We start from the raw sequence: 3,028 nt of genomic DNA, 5'->3' as shown, positions 1-3,028 counted from the left end.
TGGAAAACTTTTACCAAATACTGAATTTGGACATGTGCTTCATAAAAGCGGTAGTATTTTTGAAAAATATGCTGCAGATTCTGTAAGAATTGAAGAAAATTTAAGCAGAAAACAATGGGGAAAACGCTTACACAAATACTTCAAACACATTAACTTATTATTGTCTCCCGATTTAATAATTATTGGAGGTGGCTCTAGTAAAAAGTTTAGCAAATTTGAAGCTCAAATAAATATAGATACAGAAATTGTTCCTGCAAAAGCTGAGAATGATGCAGGAATTATTGGTGCTGCTTTGGCTGCTATATAAACCCTTTTACCTTAAACTTTAGGTATTTATTAATTACATTTACAGTTAAGTGTTCTGGTTTTGTAAGAATACCGTAGATTCCTTTACTTTCTAAATTATTTATGCATAAAATCAACTTTAAGCTATTTAAAAAATCTATGAAACTTATTTTTGCGCAAATTTTAAAAGAGAAAAGTAAATTATTAATTATTTTAATTTCCTTTTTGGGGGCTTCTATTTATTTTCAAACCTATAATTTTCAATATTCACTTGATGATGAAATTTATGCTATTAAAAATAGTGCAACAAAAGAAGGTGTAAACAGTATTAGTGATATTTTTAAATATGGAAGCTTATATTTTTATGAAGAAAACTCTTTAAATGAAGGAATATATAGGCCTGTAACATTGTTATCTTTTAGTATTGAAAAATCGATTTTTAATGAATTCAACGCATCAAACGGACATATTTTCAACATATTTCTTTATTTTATTACGCTATTATTAATTGGATTCTTACTTCTAAAAATCCTACCTAAAAATCTTCCAAGTTATATTGCTTTATTCATATTGGCTTTATATGCTTTTCATCCAATACATACAGAAGTAGTGGCCAGTGTTAAAAGTAGGGATATTTTACTTTCCTCTGTATTTTCATTTTCAGCAATTTACTATTGGGTTTTAAATTATCAAAAATTAAAAATTTACCATTATTTTATTATTTTTCTGTTGTTCTTATTAAGCTTGCTTTCAAAAGAAGAAAGTTTAACCATTATAGCTGTTGTATTTTTGATTGCGTATTTTTTCCTAGCTCAAACTATTACAAAATCTATTAAACATACTTTACCTTTTATAATAAGTGGTTGCATTTATTTAATGTTAAGATTTATAATTCTTGATTCACCAACACCAGGATTACAATCAATTTTAAATAATGTTTTATATACTGCACATGGAGAACAAAGAATTGCTACTAACCTATTTGTTTATATAACATATATTAAACTACTTTTATTTCCACATCCACTCTCTTGGGATTATTCATTTAGTCATATCGTTTTAAAATCATTCAAAAACACGTCTGTAATTTTCAGCTTAGTCTTTTTTAGTTCACTTTTTTATATTGCTTTAAAAGAGTTTAGAAAAAAAAGTATTTTATCATTTGGAATATTGTTTTATCTAGTAACTTTTTCAATTTTCGCAAATCTTACCCCTTCAATAACTATTGGTTCTAATTTAGCTGAAAGATTTCTTTTTATTCCTTCATTAGGATTTTGTATTCTTATTGTATATTCAATATATTTTTTAAGTACCAAAGTTAAAATTGTAAAACCCCAAACTTTAACATTTGGCTTTATTTTACTAATAGCAATTGCCTATTTTAGCAAAAGTTACTCAAGAACTGCTGTATGGGAGAACAATTTAACATTAACTTCTGCTGATATAGAAAACTCCATAAATAGCTGGCGTTCAAATATGAAGTATGCTGAGAATTGTAATTTTTTCGCAGATCAAATAAGCAGATCTAAAGATACATCTAACATATATTTAAAAAAAGCTGATTCCTTATATCGCTTAGCAGCTAAACACTACCAAAAAGCATATAATATTACTGGATATAAAAAAGAATTGAAAAATAATTTGTCTAGATTAGGGGAATGTTACCTTAAAATTGGAGATACAGTAAATGCAGAAAAAATATTTTTAATTGGAGCTAAATATCCTAAATTATATAAACCACTTATCAATTTAGGAGTCATAAATTCAAACAAAAAAAAGTATTCAGAAGCAATTAATTATTATACGAAAGCTTTAAATGCTGAAAACCCAAATTTATTAGATGTTTATAAAAATCTAGGTAATATTTATATTGAACTAAATGATTATATAAAATCTATAGAATATTTTGAAAAAGCATTAGAGCATGGACAGGATACAGTAATTAAAAAGAATTTATTTCTATTATATTCAAGAACTGGTAATATTGAGAAGGTTACTCAATTAGAAAAATATGACACTTTAATTTCTTCAGAAGAGAGGAATTTTAATAAATTAATAAATATTGGTTATGCTAATTTTGAAAACAAGAATTATCCTGAAGTAATAAAAATCTTATCCAGTATAAAATCTGATTATACTAAGTTTGGAGGTATTAAAAAACATCCAAAATTTTTAGAAAAATTAGGAACAAGCTATTTTTTTACTAATGATTATAAAAAGGCTAAGTATATTTTTTCTGAAATTACAAATGAAGACAAAAATATATACATGGTTAATATGTATTTAGGATTTATAGCCTATCAATCTGATAAAAATGTTTCAAAAGCAATTTATTACTTTGAACAATGCTTAACTTCAAAATCTCCAGATTTGTTTAATACATATAAGAATTTAGGAGGACTTTATATGTTAAATAATGAAAAAATAAAAGCAATAGAATCATATGAAAACGCATTAACTTACGGTTCAGATGATGAAGTACTAAAAAATTTAAAAAAATTAAAAGAATAAAACAATTGCTAAAAAGCCAATTTCAATAAACACTTAAATAAATCCTTTTGCCTTAAACTCTAAGTATTTATTAATCACATTCACGGTTAAGTGTTGTGGTTTTGTAAGTATACCGTAAATTCCTTTGCTTTCTAATTCTTTTACAATTAAGCGTTTTTCGTAGGCAAATTTTTCGGCAATGGTTTTATGATAAATGGTTTGTAAATCTTCTGCATCTTCATTAATTAAATTA

Annotated in this window: 1 protein-coding gene and 2 pseudogenes; 2 read left to right on the top strand and 1 reads right to left on the bottom strand. The window is 25.3% G+C overall.

What is annotated here, in order from left to right; translation table 11 throughout:
- Both ABY298_RS15745 and ABY298_RS15740 read left to right on the top strand, forming a co-directional pair.
- Nucleotides 1-307: pseudogene (locus ABY298_RS15745) on the top strand (ROK family protein); the annotation flags it as partial.
- Between the two features lie 137 nt (nt 308-444).
- Nucleotides 445-2,796: a tetratricopeptide repeat protein gene (locus ABY298_RS15740; protein ID WP_372746998.1), complete on the top strand. Its 2,352-nt coding sequence runs from the start codon at nt 445-447 to the stop codon at nt 2,794-2,796.
- Nucleotides 2,797-2,829: 33 nt separating this feature from the next.
- Here ABY298_RS15740 and ABY298_RS15735 read toward each other — a convergent pair.
- Nucleotides 2,830-3,028: pseudogene (locus ABY298_RS15735) on the bottom strand (DUF58 domain-containing protein); the annotation flags it as partial.

The organism is Lutibacter sp. (genome assembly GCF_041596795.1).
Lineage (GTDB): Bacteria > Bacteroidota > Bacteroidia > Flavobacteriales > Flavobacteriaceae > Lutibacter.
The sequence above is the reverse complement of the archived record's forward strand: the minus strand, read 5'-3'. Positions and strand labels throughout refer to the sequence as shown.

Excerpts from the sequence above, each read along its gene's own strand:
- ABY298_RS15740 (WP_372746998.1), top strand. The coding sequence starts at position 445 with ATGAAACTTATTTTTGCGCAAATTTTAAAAGAGAAAAGTAAATTATTA.